This window comes from Streptomyces sp. NBC_01689 (assembly GCF_036250675.1).
In the GTDB taxonomy this organism is placed as follows: domain Bacteria; phylum Actinomycetota; class Actinomycetes; order Streptomycetales; family Streptomycetaceae; genus Streptomyces.
The window spans coordinates 2,096,424-2,113,490 of the sequence record NZ_CP109592.1 but is presented as its reverse complement, the minus strand read 5'-3'; the positions used below and the strand labels follow the sequence as shown (position 1 = coordinate 2,113,490).

The 17,067-nt window shown below is 72.8% G+C and carries 12 protein-coding genes; 8 read left to right on the top strand and 4 right to left on the bottom strand.

The features are described 5' to 3' along the window. Positions 1 to 101: 101 nt before the first annotated feature. Entirely contained in the window at positions 102 to 2,255 is a 2,154-nt protein-coding gene (helR, locus tag OG776_RS09000) for an RNA polymerase recycling motor ATPase HelR (protein WP_329319978.1), read from the bottom strand. 728 nt (positions 2,256 to 2,983) lie between these two features. Here helR and OG776_RS08995 point away from each other — a divergent pair. Next, positions 2,984 to 3,685 (top strand): hypothetical protein, encoded by a 702-nt coding sequence (locus OG776_RS08995; protein ID WP_148011177.1) that lies wholly within the window; start codon positions 2,984 to 2,986, stop codon positions 3,683 to 3,685. 135 nt (positions 3,686 to 3,820) lie between these two features. Further along, positions 3,821 to 4,327 carry a hypothetical protein gene (locus OG776_RS08990; protein WP_148011178.1) on the top strand — a complete coding sequence of 169 codons (507 nt, stop codon included), beginning with the start codon at positions 3,821 to 3,823 and terminating at the stop codon, positions 4,325 to 4,327. A 12-nt stretch (positions 4,328 to 4,339) separates the two neighbouring features. On the opposite strand, the gene OG776_RS08985 is transcribed toward OG776_RS08990, so the two are convergent. After that, on the bottom strand, positions 4,340 to 4,909 hold the full coding sequence (locus tag OG776_RS08985) for an NAD(P)H-dependent oxidoreductase (protein ID WP_148011179.1): 570 nt from the start codon (positions 4,907 to 4,909) through the stop codon (positions 4,340 to 4,342). A 152-nt stretch (positions 4,910 to 5,061) separates the two neighbouring features. Between OG776_RS08985 and OG776_RS08980 the strand changes: the two genes are divergently transcribed. Then, positions 5,062 to 6,027: a GlxA family transcriptional regulator gene (locus OG776_RS08980; protein WP_148009889.1), complete on the top strand. Its 966-nt coding sequence runs from the start codon at positions 5,062 to 5,064 to the stop codon at positions 6,025 to 6,027. 263 nt (positions 6,028 to 6,290) lie between these two features. Here the strand turns inward: OG776_RS08980 and OG776_RS08975 are convergent, their stop codons facing one another. Both OG776_RS08975 and OG776_RS08970 read right to left on the bottom strand, forming a co-directional pair. Next, positions 6,291 to 8,381 (bottom strand): ATP-binding SpoIIE family protein phosphatase, encoded by a 2,091-nt coding sequence (locus OG776_RS08975; RefSeq protein ID WP_329319973.1) that lies wholly within the window; start codon positions 8,379 to 8,381, stop codon positions 6,291 to 6,293. A 96-nt stretch (positions 8,382 to 8,477) separates the two neighbouring features. Further along, on the bottom strand, positions 8,478 to 9,026 hold the full coding sequence (locus OG776_RS08970) for a GNAT family N-acetyltransferase (RefSeq protein WP_148009887.1): 549 nt from the start codon (positions 9,024 to 9,026) through the stop codon (positions 8,478 to 8,480). 605 nt (positions 9,027 to 9,631) lie between these two features. Between OG776_RS08970 and OG776_RS08965 the strand changes: the two genes are divergently transcribed. Genes OG776_RS08965 through OG776_RS08945 form a run of 5 tightly spaced genes read left to right on the top strand, consistent with a single transcriptional unit; the run spans position 9,632 to position 17,006 of the window. Next, positions 9,632 to 11,791: a glycoside hydrolase family 27 protein gene (locus tag OG776_RS08965; protein WP_443077240.1), complete on the top strand. Its 2,160-nt coding sequence runs from the start codon at positions 9,632 to 9,634 to the stop codon at positions 11,789 to 11,791. Between the two features lie 35 nt (positions 11,792 to 11,826). Next, a complete protein-coding gene (locus OG776_RS08960) occupies positions 11,827 to 13,107 on the top strand; it encodes an ABC transporter substrate-binding protein (protein WP_329319969.1) in 1,281 nt (426 codons plus the stop codon). A gap of 1 nt (position 13,108) precedes the next feature. Continuing rightward, on the top strand, positions 13,109 to 14,047 hold the full coding sequence (locus OG776_RS08955) for a carbohydrate ABC transporter permease (RefSeq protein WP_329319966.1): 939 nt from the start codon (positions 13,109 to 13,111) through the stop codon (positions 14,045 to 14,047). Further along, the gene (locus OG776_RS08950; protein ID WP_329319964.1) at positions 14,047 to 14,904 is read left to right on the top strand and encodes a carbohydrate ABC transporter permease; all 858 of its coding nucleotides are present in this window, start codon (positions 14,047 to 14,049) and stop codon (positions 14,902 to 14,904) included. Before OG776_RS08955 ends, OG776_RS08950 begins: the two co-directional genes overlap by 1 nt. Then, on the top strand, positions 14,901 to 17,006 hold the full coding sequence (locus tag OG776_RS08945; RefSeq protein ID WP_329319962.1) for an alpha-galactosidase: 2,106 nt from the start codon (positions 14,901 to 14,903) through the stop codon (positions 17,004 to 17,006). Before OG776_RS08950 ends, OG776_RS08945 begins: the two co-directional genes overlap by 4 nt. Positions 17,007 to 17,067: the final 61 nt, after the last annotated feature.

Here is a 17,067-nt window from a genome sequence, read left to right as displayed (position 1 = left end):
CGGTGGAGCGGGACCGCCTCGTCGGCAGCGGCGCAGGGCGTACGGCGGCCCGGCCGGGAGTGGTGACCTGACCGCCGTGCACCCGGTCCTCGCGGTCCTCCTCAGGAACTCGTGAGCACGACGAGTTGCCGGGTCGCCCTGGTCATCGCGACATAGCGGTCGACCGCGCCCCCGACCCCCTCGCCGAACGCCGCCGGGTCGACGAGCACCACCAGGTCGAACTCGAGTCCCTTCGACAGCTCCGGCGTCAGTGACCGGACGCGGGGTGTCGCCCGGAACGTGGGATCACCGATGACACAGGCGGTCCCTTCGGCATGGGCCGCGAGCCAGCTGTCGAGCAGCGGGCCCAGGTCCGCGACCGGTCCGTGGACGACGGACAGGCCGCCGCGGCGGACGGACGTCGGCACGTTGGCGTCCGGGAGCGCGGCGCGGACGACGGGTTCGGCCTCTGCCATGATCTCCTCCGGCGTCCGGTAGTTGACGCTCAGGGAGGCCACCTCGATCCGGTCGAGACCGACCCGTTCGAGCCGTTCCCGCCACGACTCGGGGAACCCGTGCCGGGCCTGGGCGCGGTCCCCGACGACGGTGAAGCTCCGCGACGGGCAGCGGAGCAGCAGCATCTGCCACTCGGCGTCCGTCAGTTCCTGTGCCTCGTCCACCACGATGTGCGCGAACGGGCCCGCGAGGAGGTCCGGTTCGGTACCGGGTCGGGCGGCCTCGTCGATCAGGGCCTCCCGCAGGTCGCGTCCGTGCAGCAGCCCCATCGCGCCCTCGCTCTCGTCGATCACGACGTTCTGCAGCAGGCTGTCGATGACGTCGGCCCGCTCCGCGCGTTCGGCGGCGACGGACTCCTCGTGCCGGCGTCGGCGCAGGGACGCCCCGGGGTCACCCAGCCGTTGCCGCGCCGCGTCCAGGAGCGGCAGGTCGGACACCGTCCAGGCCCGGGGGTCGGCGCGCCGCAGCCGCCGTACGTCGTCGGGCCCGAGCCAGGGAGCGCACCACCGCAGATAGGCGGGTACGGACCACAGGTCGCCGACCAGGTCGGCAGCTTCGAGCAGGGGCCAGGCGCGGTCGAGCGTCCCGTTCAGTTCCCCGTCGTGCAGCAGCGCCCTGCGGAGCAGGTCCGGCGGGACCTCGTCGTCGTGCCTGTCGGCCAGGATCGTGAACAGTTCCTCCCTGATCAGGTCGCGCGCCTCGTTGTGCGGGGTGCCCGGCCCCGGCGCGTCGAAGGCGTCGGCCCAGTCGTCGGCGCTCAGCCGGACCTCCGACCAGGGGGTCGTCACGGTCATCCCCTGCGCGGGCGGGGTCTCGTAGAACCTGACGGCCGTCTCGATCGCCCGCACCATCTCCGCGGACGACTTCAGACGGGCCGTCTCCGGGTCCGCCTCGGCCCGCGCCCCGGCGCCCTCGGGCACGAGGTCGCGCAGCGTGCAGATCCGTACGCCCTCTTCCCCGAGGCCGGGAAGGACATCGGCGACGTAGGCCAGGTAGGGCTGGTGCGGACCGACGAACAGCACACCGCCGCGGCGGTGCCCGAGACGGGGGTCGGAGTAGAGGAGGTAGGCGGAGCGGTGCAGGGCGACGACGGTCTTCCCCGTACCGGGGCCGCCGTCCACGACCAGGGTGCCCCGGGATCCCGCCCGGATGACGGCGTCCTGGTCGGCCTGGATGGTGGCGAGCACGTCCCGCATCCGGGGTGACCGGTCGGCTCCCAGGCCGGCGATGAACGCGGACTGGTCGTCCAGCGCGGCGTGCCGCTCGAGCCCGTCCGCGGTGAACACCTCGTCCCAGTAGTCGCTGATACGGCCGTGGGTCCAGCGGTACCTGCGGCGGCTCGCCAGACCCATGGGACGGGCGTGGGTCGCGGCGAAGAACGGCTCGGCCGCGGGGGAGCGCCAGTCCACCAGCAGACGGCGCCCGGCGCCGTCGGTGAGACCGAGCCGTCCGATGTACAGACGTCCGGTGCCGTCCGCGGCGACGACGTGTCCGAGGCACAGGTCGAGACCGAAGCGGCGCAGGGTGCGCAGCCGGGCGGTCAGCCGGTGGATCTCCAGATCCCGTTCCATCGCCTCCCGGCCGATGCCGCCGGGCGCCCTGCGCAGGGCGTCGAGCCGGTCGGACAGATCCGAGACGGCCCGGTCGAGGCTTTCGGCGAGTTCCGCGAAGTGCCGCTCGTCGTCGGCGATCAGCGCCGGGTCGGCCTTGGCGGAGAGGTGGTCGGGCAGGTCGAACGCGCTTGCGGTCAGCGAGGTCATGCCGTCGGCTCCGATCCGGCGCCGCGCCCGTCGCGCACGACGACGTCGGTGTCCAGGCCCCGGACGCCTCGCCCGCCCGGGCACCGGGAGTCCCCGGTCGTGCCCCCGGCGCGCGCCGCACCCGCCGGCCCGGCGTCGTCATGGCGCCCGTGGCCTGACAAAAACGCATGCACTTGGTGAATCTCCCATGTCCGCGGTTTCCGGCTTCGGCCAGTGATTGTGCGGCTCGAAGGGGACCTTGCCGCAAGCCCCCCGGTGCGCTATACCTTGAGAGTGGCAAGGGAAGCGGACGCTCCCTTGCTTTTTTTGTTTGCCGCCGACGGACGGGCCCTCGCGAGAGGGGGCGTCCCTTTCGGCGTCGCCCCGTCACCCGCCGGCCCCGTATGGCGGCCCGTCAGCCGGTCGGCCCCGCGCGGCGGCCCCTCGGCACCCGGCTTCGTCCGGTGTCCCGTCGGGGTGCGTCCCGCCTGGCCCCCCGTCACTTCCCGGCCCCGTGTGCCGCTCCGTCAGCTCTTCTCCGGCCCGATGAAGCGTCAAGTGCGTCCGTTCGAGGCGGCCTTGCCCGCTCGGCGGGCAGGCCCTGAGCTGCGGAAACGAGGGCGGTACCCCCAATTGGCCGCCTTCTGCCGCGTCTCCGGCGTGCCGGACATTGCATATAAAGAGATTATCGGTTCATTCAGTCACATAGTGGCTGATTGATCGACGACTCAGAGATTGGGATGAGCCTCATGATCACGCGCAAAATTGCCATGACGGCGGGAGCGGCGGCTGCCGCGGCCCTCGTCGCGACGGGCGTCACGTACGCCTCGGCCCCTGAGGTCCCCTCGGCCTCCGCGTCCACCCCCGCCGTCAACCAGGCCGCCCCCTCGGGCGGTGACAACGGACAGGCGAAGGGCAACGGAGCCGCCCCGGGGACCGGAGCGGGCGGAGCCGTCGCCGGCAACGGTGGCGACAACGGCGGCCGTGGCGGCGACAACGGCGGCCGTGACAACGGTGGCCGTGGCGGCGACGAGGGTGGCCGCGGCGGCGACAACGGCGGCCGTGGCGGCGACGACTTCGGCGGCGGCGGCGGTGGCCGTGGCGACGACGACTTCGGCGGCGGCGGCGGTGGCCGTGACGGCGGTGGCCGTGGTGGCCGCGGCTACGAAGGACGGATCGACTTCAACGAGCGGTCCTACTCCGCCCAGAGCTGGGGCTGCATCACCGTGGTGAGCGGTCTCGGTTCGCGTAGCTTCAACGTCCGCAACGACAGCCGCCGGACCGTCGAGGTGTTCCGTGGCGCGACCTGCGACAACGGTTCCCCCGTTGCCACGGTCGGCCCCTGGAGCACCTCCAACGGCGTCGTGTCCCACTTCGTCCACGGTGGCGTGAAGGTCAAGGACGGCGTCGTGGGCAGCTTCCGGGTCGTCCGGGACCGTCACGGCTGGTAAGTGAGACAACCGCACCACGGAGGACCCGGCCCACTGCAATAGTGCCGGGTCCTCCGGCGTGGGCGGTGCGCGCACCGGTCCGGGCCGCCGTCCGCGCCGTTGATGCGACGGCCGGAGTTCGTGGATGCTTGCGGGGTGGACGAGGCGAGCGCATTCCTGCTGGGACAGCTGCGGGCTCTGGAGCCCGCCGTGCGCGCGGACGTCCTGCGCGTCCTGGACGGCGTGGTCCGGGATCTGCCCGCCCACTGGCGGCGCCGCGCGGGGGTGCCGCGGCTCCTCGTGTTCCTGGACGGCCCGCAGGCCGTGCGGACCGAGAGGATCACTTTCCAGGAGATGTCCCGGTACGGCTACCTCGACGAGTTCAGCCGCTGGGCGTCCGCCGTCCCGGCGGCACGGGCCGAGGACCACGGCTGTGCCGCCCTGGTGTACGGCGACCGCATTCACGCGAGGATCAACCGGATCGGGCCCTTCGGCTCGCCCCTGCATCTGCCGGACACCCGCGTCGACGTCCGCACCGTCCACCGGGACCTGCGCACGAGCCCCACCTTCTCGCTGCCCTTCGAGGTCGAGGGCCGCTTCCGCCCGCGACTCGTCTTCCCCGCGTGGGTGGGCGACACCCTCGTCCGCGCGCGGCGGGGCTGACCGGACCGCCGGTCACACCGCGAGGCCCTCGCGGGCGACGGGCCCGGAGACGAGCAGCCTCCGGTACCGCTCGGTGTGCTCGGCCAGCTCCTCGTCGCCCACGCCGCGCGCGTCGTGGAGGACGAACGGCCGGGCGAAGGCCATGCCCATGCGATGGGCGGTCTGCTCCAGGGGCCGCAGCAGTTCGGCCATGGTGAAGCGGTGGAAGGCGCCGGGCCGGTAGGCGTCGGCGACCCCGCCGGTCGACGTGACGACCAGCAGCGTCCTGCCGGTGAGCAGCCCCCCGGTGTCGTAGGCGAAACCGCGGGTCATGACCTCGTCCAGCCACTGCTTGAGGAAGCCCGGCACGGAGTACCAGTGCAGCGGGAACTGCAGCACGATCACCTCGTTCCCGCCGACCAGACGCTGTTCGGCGGGGACGTCGATACGCCGGTCGGGATAGGCGGCGTGCAGGTCGTGCAGGGTGACGTGGGACAGGCCGCGGACCGCGCCCGCCATGGCCCGGTTGATCCGGGACCGGGCGAGGTCCGGGTGGCCGAGCAGGACGAGGGTGCGGGGGGAGACATCGGTGGTGCCGGTCATGTTCTTCTCTCTCGGTGTGTGCTTCGTCGGGTGGTCGGGCCGGGGTGCCCGGCCGGCCATGGCCGTCCTGGCGGTCGGCACCGGGGCGCCTAGCCTTGGGGTGGGGTGGGGTGACGTGGGGCGGTGGGATCTTCGTGGAGAGGCTGGAGCCGATGCCGCAGCAGCAGGACACCGGGCGCCGGGTCGTGATCCTGGCCTTCGACGGCGTCACGTCGATCGACGTGGCGGGCCCCGCCGACGTCTTCAGTCACGCGGGCCGGTACGGGCCGGGCTACCGGGTGAGCGTGGTGTCACCGGACGGCGCGGACGTCCGCACCTCGACCGGGCTCACGCTGCACCCCGAGTCCGCCGCGGCCGACACCGCTCCCGCGCACACCGTGCTGGTGCCGGGGGCGTACGGCATGGTGGACCGCCCGTTCGACGCCGACCTGGTGGAGGCGGTCCGGCGGCTGACGTCCGGGGCGGAGCGGATCGCGTCGGTGTGTACGGGGTCGTTCCTGCTGGCCGAGGTCGGACTGCTCGACGGACGCAGGGCCACGACGCACTGGCGGCAGGCGGAGGAGTTCGCCCGCCGTTACGAGCGGGTCGTTGTGGAGGCGGACGCCCTCTACGTGCGTGACGGCTCCGTCGTGACCTCGGCGGGCGTGAGCTCCGGCATCGACCTGGCCCTCGCCCTGGTGGAGGAGGACCACGGTCCGCGGGTGGCACGCGACGTGGCCGAGGCGATGGTCGTGTTCATGCAGCGCCCCGGCGGACTGTCGCAGTTCTCCGCGCCCTCGCGCCGGCACGTCGGCCGTGACCACCCCCTGCGCGCGCCGCTGGACGCCGTCGCGGCCGACCCCGGCGGGGACCACAGCGTCCCTGCCATGGCGTCCCGGGCGGCGGTCAGTGTCCGGCAGCTGGCCCGGCTCTTCCACGACGAGATCGGCACCACCCCGGCCCGCTACGTCGAGATGGTCCGGCTGGAGAGCGCCCAGGCCCAGCTCCAGGCGGGGCACACCGTCGCGGTCGCGGCGGCCCGGAGCGGGTTCGGCAGCGCCGAGACCCTCCGGCGCGTGTTCACCAGCCGCCTCGGCATCACCCCCGCCGCCTACCGTGATCACCTCGGCGTACCGTGACCGGCGCCCGCGCCGCCGACGCGCGGGTTCCCGCCGCTCGCTCTCCCCGGGCCGGCCCCGCTCGACGGGGTGCGCGGTGACGTGGGGCATGACGTGTCTCCTGGCTCACTGACCTCGGTCCGCCCGGTCGGGCGGCATGTCCGAGCCTGCCCGCCACCCGCCTCGGCGGGAACGCGTCTTTCTGCCGGGGACACCACGGATCCGGCCCCGGGACACCTCGTCCCGGGGCCGGCACCCGCGCCCGTGGGCGCCGCAGCGGCCCGTCAGGCGGCCGCCAGCGACTGTTCGGCCCAGATGGTCTTGCCGCCCTCCTCGTACCGGGTGCCCCAGTGCCGTGTCATCGAGGCGACCAGGAACAGACCGCGCCCGTTCTCGTCCTGCAGTCGGGCGTGGCGCAGGTGGGGCACGGTGTCGGAGTCGTCGCTCACCTCCACCGTCAGCGTCCGGTCGAGGATCAGACGCAGCCGGATGGCTCCCTCGGCGTGGCGGATCACGTTGGTGGCGAGTTCGCTGACGACCAGGTCGGTGACGAACACGTGGTCCTCCAGGCCCCAGTGCTCCAGACGGTCGCGCGTCGCCCGCCGGGCCTCGCGGACCGACACCGGCTCGGGCGGGAAGGTCCAGGTGGCCACGTGGTCCGGCGCGAGGCTCCGGGTCCGGGCCACCAGCAGCGCGGCGCCGTCCTCCGGGGCCGTCCCCCGCAGCACCTTGTACGCGACGGCGTCGCAGATCTCCGCCGGGTCGGCCGACGCGTCGGCCACCGCCTCCCGCAGCCGGCCGGCCCGCTCGTCCGCCTCGGCCGGATAGCGGTACGCGCTGCCGTCGGAGTAGAGGGACAGCAGGCTCCCGGCCGCCAGTTGCGTGGTGTGGAGCTGGTACGGCAGACCGCGGCCCAGCGGCGCGCCGCTCGGTATGCCGAGTCCGGCGACCACGCCCCGGGGACTGGTGACCAGCGGACTCTCATGACCCGCGGAGGCCGCCGCGCACCGGCGGGTGACCGGGTCGTACGTGAGATACAGGCACGAGGCGGTGAACGGGGGCCGCGCGTGCAGCACGGTCAGCGGGTCGGAGTCCTGTTCGCGGGCGAGCCGCTGAGCGACGTCGTCGAGATGGACCAGCAGCTCGTCGGGCGGCAGGTCCATCGCGGCCAGCGTGGAGACCGCGGTGCGCAGGCGTCCCATCACGACGGAGGCCGGCAGGTCCTCTCCCGGCACGTATCCGATGACCAGGCCGATCCGGCAGCTGGAGAGACTGAGGACGTCGAACCAGTGGGCGCCGTAGCGTCCCGGCAGGTAGCAGTGCGACGAATCCACCGCCGCCGTCAGCGGGGCGGTCCGCGGCAGCAGGCTGCGCTGCAGCGTGGTCGCGACCGTGTGCTCGCGCGTGAAGCGGCGGGCGTTGTCGACACAGAGGGCGGTGCGGGCGGCGAGCTGTGTCGCCAGCGACAGGTCCTCCTCGTCGAAGGGTTCGGGGTGGGAGCCGGCCCGGTAGAAACTGGCCAGCCCGAGCACGAGCCCGTGCACGGTCAGCGGGGTCACGATGAGCGAGTGCACCCCGGCCCGGCGGATGAAATCGGCGCGCAGCCGGTCGTTGGCCAGCCACTGGCGGGCCGAGCAGACCGATGCGACCAGCCGCGGCCGGAGGTCGGCCAGGGCCTGGGTGTACGGGGTGGGGATCGCGAAGTGACTGGTACTGCCGATCGGATAGGCGCCGTACTGTCCCTCTTCGCGGGCCTTGAACCCGGAGCGCTTCATCGACGGCCGGCCGGTGACCGGGCCCACCGGCGCCTCGCCCGCGAAGACCGACTCCAGCAGGTCGACGGCGACGGCGTCCGCGAAGGACGGGACCGCGATCTCGGTGAGTTCCTGCGCGGTGCGCACCGCGTCGAGGGAGGACCCGATCCTGGCGCGCGCGATGCTCAGGAGGTCCAGTTCCTCCTGCCGGCGGACCTGGTCGGTGACGTCGTGGATCATCGCGGCGGCGCCGATGGACCGCCCGCGCTCCTGCAGGGGATAGCCGGTGACGGAGTAGTCGTGCCGGTTCCCCGGATCGGCCGGCGGGTACGTCGACACCGGCCGGTCGAACACGGCGCGCGCGCTCGCCATCACCTCGCGGATGATCGGTGACAGCAGAAGGTGGGGGTCGAGGTCCTGGAGGCCGAACCCGATCACCTGGCTCGCGGGCAGACCTCGCATGGCCAGCACCGCCGGGTTGGCGCGCAGGACGCGAAGGTCCGTGTCGTAGACCTCCAGCCCGGCCCTGGCCTGCTCGAACAGGGCCTTCTCGAAGCCTCTCGCTCCGTTCGACGCGGCGGTGGCGCCACTCGCGTGACCGTGTCGTTGTCCACGAGGCATGATCGACCTCATCTCTCACCGACAAGCCCAGTAAACCCATGCCTGCACCCGCGCCGCCACCGAGAGCGCGGACCGCCCGGACCGCGCCCCGGGCGATCAGCGGCCGGTCCCGGGAGGGACGGACGGAGCGCCGGCGTCACCGAGGCCGCGGGGCCCGGGGAGACCGGGCAGGTCGCGGCGACAGGTCAGGCCGGGGCGGCCGGAGAGCCGTGTCCGGCCGACGACGGCGAACCCCGAGCGGGCCAGGACGGCGCGGGACGCCGTGTTGTCGAGCGTGGTCGCGGCACGCAGGACGCTCAGCCCGTAGCTGCGCGCGGCAAGGTCGCACACCTCGCCCACGGCCCTGGTGGCCAGCCCCCGGCCCGCGGCACGTTCCGCGATCCGGTACCCGAGGTCGGCAGCGCCGTCCGCCAGGTCCACGAGGTTGACCCGGCCCAGCACCTCGCCCGCGTCGCCGACCAGGACGTGGAAGCGGCAGACACCGGCCGCCTGCTCGGCGAGCAGCGCACGGAGCCGTTCGTCGAACCGGGCGAAGTAGTCGTCGCCGCGGTCGGGGACGGACGCGGCGAAGTACGCGCGGTTCTCCCGCTCGAAGGCGAGCAGCGCGGGGGCGTGGTCCGGACGGAGCGGCTGCAGCTCGGGCATGGACAGGAATATAGGCAACCCGGCCGCCGCCCGTCCCGTTCGTTCCGGGGCGGGACGCACCCGGCCGGCCTCTTCGTCACGGGCCTCCGCCGGACACCGGCCGTCACCCGTGACGACGTGGCCGCACACCTCCGACCGGGCCTGCCCGGCGGCAGGTTCGGCACCGCGCGAGACGGCCGGATCTGTGCGGTACGTCCTCCGTCACGGCCGGTGCGGTCGCGCGCCCGCCCCCGCGTCTCCGGCCCGCGCGCACGGGATGCCCCGGCCGGCCGGGCCGGCGGGGAGGGCCTGCCCGCGTGCGGGGGAAGGAGGCCCGATCCGGCACGAATCACGCCTCCTGTCAGGGATGTCGGGAGAAGGACGTGTCCGGCCCAAGGGGCGGGGCGACGGTGCCGCCGCCCGGGAGGACGCTGCCGAACACTGCCCGGACACGTTCGCCCTGTCAAGGTTTCCGGCAGATGACAGAACCCGGCTTCTATTAAATTAGGAATTAATATTGACAAGATTTCGGCCTCGGGCCAGAGTCGTCGCCGTGACGCCGAGGTCTCCGGCCCCGTGCGGCCCGCGTCACGCTCCTACTGCTTCCCAACCCACGGGAGTGGCACGTGACTTCGCAAGCACCCGTACCGAGGCCCGGGCCCCGCCGCCTCGCCCGCCGTAGTGTCGCCACCGCCGCCATGGTGGTCGCCGCGGCGACCACGGCCCCCACCGCCTCCGCGTCCGCCGCCGCGCCCGTCCCGCGGGACCCCGGCGCGGCGGCCTCGTACGACAGCGGACTCGCCCCGACGCCCTACATGGGCTGGAACACCTACTACGGCCTGGGCGCGCCCACCGAGAAGGAGGTCCGCTCCGTCGCCGACAAGCTGGTCGGCAGCGGTCTCCGGGACAGCGGCTACGACATCGTCTGGCTCGACGGCGGCTGGCAGGCCGACAACCCCCGTGACGCGCAGGGCCGGCTGGTCGCCAACCCCGAGCGTTTCCCCTCCGGCATCCCCGCCCTCGTCTCGTACCTGCACCAGCGGGGCCTGCGCGCGGGCATCTACACCGACGCCGGCACCTACGACGGCGGGAAGAGCTGCGGCCTGGGCAGCCGCGGCCACTACGACGACGACGCACGGCAGTTCGCCGGCTGGAAGATCGACGCCATCAAGGTCGACTTCCTCTGCGGCATCGGCGCGAAGCTCGATCCGGGCCCCGCGTACAAGGAACTCAGCGACGCGGTCGCGAAGTCCGGCCGCCGGATGCTGCTGAACCTGTGCAACCCGCTCACCGACGACTGGGGCCTGCCGCACACCCCCGAGCAGGACGCCCACAACACGTTCGTCTACGCCCCGGCCATCGCCGACTCCTGGCGGACCGGCACGGACATCGCCTGGGGCACGCCGACCGCGGGGGAGTGGCCCAACATCCTGCGCAACATGGACGCCAACGCCTGGCACCCCGAGGCGCAGGGCTCCGGCCACTGGAACGACCCCGACTACCTCATCCCCATGCGCCCGATGTCCGACGGGACACCGGAACTGACCGAGGAGGAGTCCACCACCCAGTTCGTGATGTGGGCCGAGATGGCATCCCCGCTCGTCCTCGGCTCCGACCCGCGCACCCTGAACTCCTCGATGCTGGCCACCCTCCGCAACCCGGAGATCATCCGCGTCGACCAGGACCGCCTGGGCGTCCAGGGTGTGCGGGTCGCCTCCGACGACACCGGTGACGTGTACAGCAAGGTCCTCTCGGGACGTGGCCGGCGCGCGGTCGTCCTCCTCAACCGCTCCGACAAGGCGGCCCGCCGCACCGTACGCTTCGCCGACACCGCCCTCGGCGGTCCCGTCGCCGTGCGCGACCTGCGCGCCCGCGCCGACCGCGGCGTCCACACCGACTCCTACACGGTCGAAGTGCCCGCCCACGGAACCGCGTTCCTCAAGCTCACCGGCGCCGACGCGCTGCCCGGCACCGGCCTGGGCGAGCGGACCACCTCCGACCCCGCCGTCGCCCGCTCCGGCGACACCGTGCAGACCTTCCTGCGCGGGCCCCACGGCACGCTGGTCCAGCACACGGACACCGGCCACGGCACCCCGCGCAGCCGGGACCTCGGCGGTCCGGTGAAGGGCGGCATCCTCGGACAGCCCGCCGTCCACGCCTCCGCCGACGGCCGCGTCGACGTCTTCGTGCGCGGCGCCGACTCCCGTGCCTACCGGCGCGTCTCCACGGGCGGACACTGGGGTGACTGGCAGAGCCTGGGCGGACAGCTCGCGGACGCGCCGTCGGTGGCGTTCACCGACCCCGGCCACTGGACGCTCGTCGCCCGCGACGGCGAAGGCCGCATCACGCAGCGCGGCCCGGCCACCGGCTGGACCTCGCTCGGCACCCCCGACGGCCGCGTGACGTACGGCAGGCCCTCCGCGGCCGTCGACTCCGCCGGCCGGGTGCACATCGCCGTACGGACCGCGTCGGACGACATCTGGACCCGCTCGCGGGACGCCCAGGGCCGGTGGACGGACTGGAGCGCACTCGGCGGCACGGTCAGCGGCAGCCCCACCCTCGTCACCGTCGGCGACCAGGTGCTCCTGTACGCGCGCGCCGGTGACTACACCCTCTGGCAGCAGCGGTACCGGGCGGGCTCCTGGCAGGGCTGGTCGAAGCGGCAGGAGTTCCCCAGCGCCGCGTTCGACGGAGCCCTCGGAGCCGCCGCGGGCGCCGACGGGACGGTCGACGCGGTGTACCGCGGAGTCGACGGCACCGTGCACCGCACCGCGTTCGAACAGTAGACCAGCCAACCGTCGTGACCTCGCAGGAGCCTTCCATGAACCACTCACAGACCAGTCGCCGGCGCTTCCTCGCCGGAGCCGGCGCCGCCGGAACCGCGGCCCTGCTCAGCGGCTGCGTGACCTCCACGTCCTCGTCCAAGACCTCCTCCAAGGGCGCGGTCTCCCTCCAGTCCAACCTCTCCGCCCCCCAGGCCAAGGCCGCGATGCAGGACCTGGTCGCCGCCTACAAGAAGAAGGGGAGCGTCGACCTCAACACGGTCGCCGCCGAGACGTTCCGGACCCAGCTGCCGACCTACCTGACCTCCGCCAACCCGCCGGACGTCTACACCTGGTACCCCGGCTCGGTCGCGGACGCCTACGCCCGCAAGAACCTCCTGCTCGGGCTCGACGAGGTGTGGGACTCGCCCGACCTGAAGCGCTACTCCAAGGCCCTGCACACGCTGTGCACCTCCAGCAGCGGCAAGAAGGTCTTCGTGCCGACCACCTACTACTGGTGGGGCATGTTCTACCGCAAGTCCAACTTCGCGAAGTGGGGCGTGACCCCGCCCACCGACTGGGACGGCTTCCTCGACCTGTGCGACAAGCTCAAGTCCAAGGGCGTCGCGCCGATCGGCCTCGGCGCGGGCGGCAACACCGCCTGGGTCGCCTCCGCCTGGTTCGACTACCTCGACATCCGCATCAACGGCGCCCAGTACCACCGTGAACTCCTCGCCGGCAAGCACCGCTTCGACGACCCCGAGGTCCACAAGGTCTTCGACCGCTGGAAGGAGGTCCTCCCGTACTTCGACCCCAGCGGCACCGCCGTCGCCTTCCAGGACGCCACCACCGCGCTGCTCAACGGCCGTTCGGGCATGATGCTGATCGGCACGTTCTTCGCCGACGCCGCACCCAAGGACGCCCTGGACGACATCGACTTCTTCCGCTTCCCCGTCATCGACCCCAAGATCCCGCTCGCCGAAGAGGCGCCCACCGACGGGTACTTCGCCAGCGCCCGCTCCGGCCACCGCGACCAGGTCTTCGACCTGCTGCGGTTCCTGGCCGGCGCCGAGGCCCAGGAGATCTACCTCAAGGGCTCCTCCGGTACCGCGCTGCCCTGTCACCCCGACGCCAAGGACACCGGCACCCCGCTGGTGATCAAGGGCCGCAAGCACGTCGCGGAGGCCGCCGAGGTCACCCAGTTCTTCAACCGCGACTCCAGCGACGCCCTGCAGCCCACCGCCGACACCGCCCTGACCAAGTTCATCGCCAAGCCCAAGGAGATCAACAGCATCCTGACGGACTGGCAGCGTGACGCCCAGAAGATCTGGGGAGCGTGACGTGGCCGTCCTCACCACGGACGCCCGCAGGACGACCCCGGTCCCGACGCCGCCCCGCGGCCGAAGGGCCGGGGGCCCGCGCCGCACCCCTCCGCTCGTCCTGGCGTTCGTCCTCGTCCCGCTGCTCGCCGAGGCCGTCTGGGTCTTCTGGCCCGCCCTGCAGGGCTTCTATCTCGCGCTCACCAGCTGGGACGGCGTCTCCGCACCGCGCTTCGTCGGCCTCGCCAACTTCCGCGAGATGGCGCACGACGACGTGTTCCGCACCGCGGCCGTCGACACCGTGCTGTGGCTCGTGCTCTTCGGCGGACTGTCCGCGCTGCTCGGCCTCGCCACCGCGCTGCTGCTCCAGCAGGAACGCCGCGGCGTGGGCTTCTACCGCGCCGCCCTGTTCCTGCCGGTGGTGTTCTCGCTGGTCGCCACCGCCCTCGTCTGGCAGGCGATCTACCAGCCCGACGGCGTCCTCAACCAGCTCCTCCAGTCGGTCGGCCTCGGCAGTCTGCGCCATGCCTGGCTCGCCGATCAGGACACCGCCCTGTACGCCGTCATCGTGCCCGCCCTGTGGCGCCAGATCGGCTACGTCATGGTGCTCTACCTGGCCGGCCTCAAGGGCATCGACCCCGCCCTCTACGAGGCGGCCAAGGTCGACGGCGCCGGACGCTGGCAGGCCTTCCGTCATGTGACGCTCCCTCAGCTCCGCAGCGTCAACGCGGTGGTCCTGTCCGTCATCGTCATCGACTCGCTGCGCTCCTTCGACGTGGTGTGGTCCCTCACCCGCGGTGGCCCCTACCACTCCTCGGAACTGCTGAGCACCTACATGTACTCCACCGCCTTCCAGTCGCTGCGTCTCGGTTACGGCTCCGCCCTGGCCGTCGTCATCTTCGTGCTGGCCTTCGGTGTGATCGCCTCCTACCTCGTGCGCGCCTTCCGGGAGGCGGACTGATGACGACTCCGCAGACCTCCGATGCGGCCCTGCGCAGGCGCCGCCTGTCCACCGCCGGATTCCACGCCGGCGCCGGGGCGCTGTCCCTGCTCTGGCTGCTGCCGATCGTCCTGGTCCTGGTCACCAGCCTGCGGTCCTTCGACGACATCGCCGCCCACGGACTGGGCAGTTGGCCCCGGTCCTTCACCCTCGGCAACTTCCGGCAGGCCTGGGTCGACGGCGGCCAGCAGCGCGCCCTCGTCAACAGCCTGCTCGTGACGGTCCCCTGCGTCGTGGTGACCCTCGCGCTCGCCGCGATGGCCGCGTTCGGGCTCAGCCGCTACGAGATGCCCTTCCGCCGCACCCTGCTCCTGCTCATGCTGGGCGGCAACCTGCTGCCCCCGCAGATCCTGCTCATCCCGGTCTCCAAACTCAGCGAGATCCTGGGGGTGTACGACACCCTGCCCGCGCTGATCGGCGTGCAGATCGGCTTCGGCGTCGGCTTCTACGTCTTCGTGCTGCACGGCTTCATGCGGTCCATCCCCGTCGAGATCCAGCAGGCGGCGGTCGTGGACGGCGCCGGCCCCTGGCAGATCTTCTGGCGCATCATCCTCCCCCTCACCCGCCCCGCCCTCGCCGCGCTCAGCGCCCTGTCCTTCACCTGGATCTTCAACGACCTGCTGTGGGCGATCACCGTCCTGCGCACCGACACACGGATGCCCATCACCGCGGCCCTCATCGGACTTCAGGGACAGTACGTGTCCATGTGGAACGTGATCGCCGCCGGCTCCGTCATCGCCGCCGCCCCGACGGTGGCCGTCTTCCTCCGTTTCCAGCGGCACTTCGTGGCCGGACTCAACCTCGGAGCCGTGAAGTGACGTCGTACCAGCGCTGGACACTGCGCACCGAGAACACCGGCTACACCGTGCGGCTGTCGCCGGACGGCCCCTGGGCCGAACTGGACGCCTGGGGCCCGCACGGCGCCGAGGACGGACCCTCCGCCCTCGACTGGTCGCACCGCACCCACTTCGTCACCCCGGCCGACGCCGCCCCCGCCGAGTACCTGCCGCACGGACAACGGCCCTTCACCGGCGCGGACCTGATCGCCGGCCGCCCGGGACAGGAACGCGGCGTCCGCTGGGAGTTCACCGGAGCCGAGCAGGGCGCCGGCACCCTCCGGCTCACCTTCACCGACGAACTCCTCGGCCTGCGCACCACCCTGTGCTACGCCGTCGTACCGGGCACCGACGTCCTGCACCGCTGGACCGAACACACCTGCACCGGCCCGGAGGAACTGCGCCTGGAGCGCTTCGACTCCGGCGCCGTCAACGTGCCGGTGACCTCCGGCGCCCGGCTCACCTATCTCACCGGACAGTGGTCGCAGGAGTTCCAGCACACCCGACTCGCCCTCACCCGGGGCACGTTCACCATGGGCAGCACCCAGGGCACCCCCGGGCACGCGTACGCGCCCTGGCTCGCCGTCCAGGACCTCGCCGCCGACGACGCCCCCGCCTACGGCCTCGCCCTGGAGTGGGCCGGAAACTGGCACATCACCACGGAGGCCGAACCCGGCGGCGCCGTCCGGGTCCGCGCCGGACGCGTACCCCACGAGGGCGCCGTCCTCCTCGCCCCCGGCACCACCCTCACCACCCCCCGCCTCGCCTGCGCGTTCAGCGCGGACGGCCTCGACGGCCTCTCCCGCGTCTGGCACCGCTACGAGCGCCGGCTCGCCGGAGAGCGGCTCCACCGCCCCCGCAAGGTCCTCTACAACTCGTGGGAGGCGACCGGCTTCGACGTCGACGCGGCCGGACAGCTCGAACTCGCCAAGTCCGCGGCCGACATGGGCGTCGAGCTGTTCGTCGTCGACGACGGCTGGTTCACCGGCCGCGCCGACGACACCGCGGGCCTCGGTGACTGGTACCCCGACCCGGCCGCCTTCCCGGACGGCTTCGACCGGTTCGTCGACGACGTCCGCGCGCTCGGCATGGACTTCGGCCTGTGGATCGAACCCGAGGCCGTCAGCCCCGGCAGCCGGCTGCTGGCCGAACACCCCGACTGGGCCTACCGGATCGACGGCCGGCCCGCCCGCCTGGTCCGCAACCAGCTCCTGCTGGACCTCGGGCGCGTGGACGTCCAGGACTTCGTCATCGCCACTCTCGACCGGCTGCTCACCGACCACCGGGTCGACTACCTCAAGTGGGACATGAACCGCCCGCCCACCGAACGCGGCCGGCCCGGCCCCACGCCCGCGGAACGCCTCGACCTGGACGCCGAACACGTCCACGGATACCTGCGCGTCCTCGATCACCTGCGCACCGTCCACCCCCACGTGACCGTCGAGGGCTGCGCGGGCGGCGGCGGCCGCGTCGACCACACGACCCTCGCCCGCACCGACGTCGTCTGGCCCAGCGACAACACCGCGCCCCTGGACCGGCTCGCGATCCAGTACGGCTTCCTGCACGCCCACGCCCCGCACGTGATGAGCTCCTGGGTCACCGACGCCCCCGGCGTCTTCGACCCCCGCCCGCGCAGCCTCGCCTTCCGCTTCGTCACCGCGATGTGCGGTGTCCTCGGCATCGGCGCCGACCTGCGCACCTGGTCCCCGGAGCAACGCGCCGAGGCGGCCGGCTGGATCGCCCGGTACAAGGAGGTGCGCGACGTGATCCACCACGGCGAGGCCCGCCTGCTCGGCAGCCCGGACGACGCCACCTGCGGGGTCCAGTACGACGGCGCGGACGGGCGGACCGTCGTCGCCGCCCTCAGCACCGGACGCCTCGACGGCGCCCCCCTGGTGCCGGGCCGCCCCGCCCGGCTGCGCGCCCGCGGCCTCGACCCGGACGCCCGCTACCACGACGAGGCCTCCGGTACGACCTACGGCGGCGCCCACCTCCTGCACTACGGGCTGCCGTTCGCCTGGACCGCCGGCCACGACGCCGAACTGGTCGTGCTGACCCGCCGTCCGGCCCGCACACCGGCGTAGGTTCGATCCACCCCGCCCCATGGGCACGCACTGTGTGCCCGACCCCGAAGGAGCCGTGACC

Bases quoted from the DNA above. Each gene is read 5' to 3' on its own strand.
- OG776_RS08950 (WP_329319964.1), top strand. From the start codon at position 14,047: ATGACGACTCCGCAGACCTCCGATGCGGCCCTGCGCAGGCGCCGCCTG.
- helR (WP_329319978.1), bottom strand. From the start codon at position 2,255: ATGACCTCGCTGACCGCAAGCGCGTTCGACCTGCCCGACCACCTCTCC.
- OG776_RS08995 (WP_148011177.1), top strand. From the start codon at position 2,984: ATGATCACGCGCAAAATTGCCATGACGGCGGGAGCGGCGGCTGCCGCG.
- OG776_RS08975 (WP_329319973.1), bottom strand. From the start codon at position 8,381: ATGCCTCGTGGACAACGACACGGTCACGCGAGTGGCGCCACCGCCGCG.
- OG776_RS08970 (WP_148009887.1), bottom strand. From the start codon at position 9,026: ATGCCCGAGCTGCAGCCGCTCCGTCCGGACCACGCCCCCGCGCTGCTC.
- OG776_RS08960 (WP_329319969.1), top strand. From the start codon at position 11,827: ATGAACCACTCACAGACCAGTCGCCGGCGCTTCCTCGCCGGAGCCGGC.
- OG776_RS08985 (WP_148011179.1), bottom strand. From the start codon at position 4,909: ATGACCGGCACCACCGATGTCTCCCCCCGCACCCTCGTCCTGCTCGGC.
- OG776_RS08980 (WP_148009889.1), top strand. From the start codon at position 5,062: ATGCCGCAGCAGCAGGACACCGGGCGCCGGGTCGTGATCCTGGCCTTC.